The organism is Alteromonas sp. G4i13, from assembly GCF_054960505.1.
Genome location: NZ_JBHNYX010000115.1, coordinates 1 through 785, shown reverse-complemented (window position 1 = coordinate 785; position 785 = coordinate 1). Strand labels below are relative to the sequence as shown.

Sequence of the window (785 nt, the reverse complement as noted above, 5' to 3'; positions counted from 1 at the left end):
GCAATATAACTGGTCTTTGGTACTGAAATCCGCAATGAGATATGTGAAAGCCCTTACCTCAACATGTTGCATGTTCAAGTGATGGTCTGTTTTTTGTGCTTCATGCGCCAAAATCGAAGTCGCGTTGAATGATGTAGTCACTGAATGAGGCTGTGGCTGGTGGAGCTCGAAGTGGCGGCATTAGAGAATCGTTTTTTGCTTCAAGAAGAGTCTGCTTGTCAAGGTGCGCCAAAATCTTATGGATAACAGCCGGATCCGTAATACAAGTAATAATTTTGACGTTGGTTTTTTCACAAGCCTCACAGACTGTGATGTCAATATTGAATACTCTTTTTAACCTTTGTGCCCACGACATGCTTCGCGCATGGTATGGTTTATCTGAATCTTTCAGATGCTCTGCTAAGCGAGGGCTATTCTTACCGCGTTGTGAAGCCGTTACCTCGGCACGCACCTTAGCATTGGGAGCAAACACGCCATAAAACCTCGTAAGGTTTAGCCTCGGCACTGGCACCAGTGCCGCGAGCTTGCCTATGAAATCCAAGGGAGTAAAAAAGACATGTGTGGTACCGTCTTGATAGGGAGTTTTCAGTTGATATCTTACTTTTCCTGAATCGGTTAGACTCAATCGTTGCTCGCTTAACGCTGGCCTTGAGATATATCTGCATAGCCTTTCCAGTTTGTCAGTTTGATGGCTGTCTGCAAACACCCCAGCGTGTAAGCTAAAACCGTTTATTTGAGCTAATTGACCGTAATGTTGTTCGTCTTTGGCAGGTAAGGTTTGCAAG

General features: G+C 44.8%; 1 protein-coding gene. It reads right to left on the bottom strand.

Features of this window, described 5'->3' with window-relative positions:
* Positions 1-100 precede the first annotated feature (100 nt).
* Positions 101-785: transposase (locus ACFI6J_RS21530; protein ID WP_462586401.1), on the bottom strand; the 685-nt coding region annotated here is incomplete at its 5' end.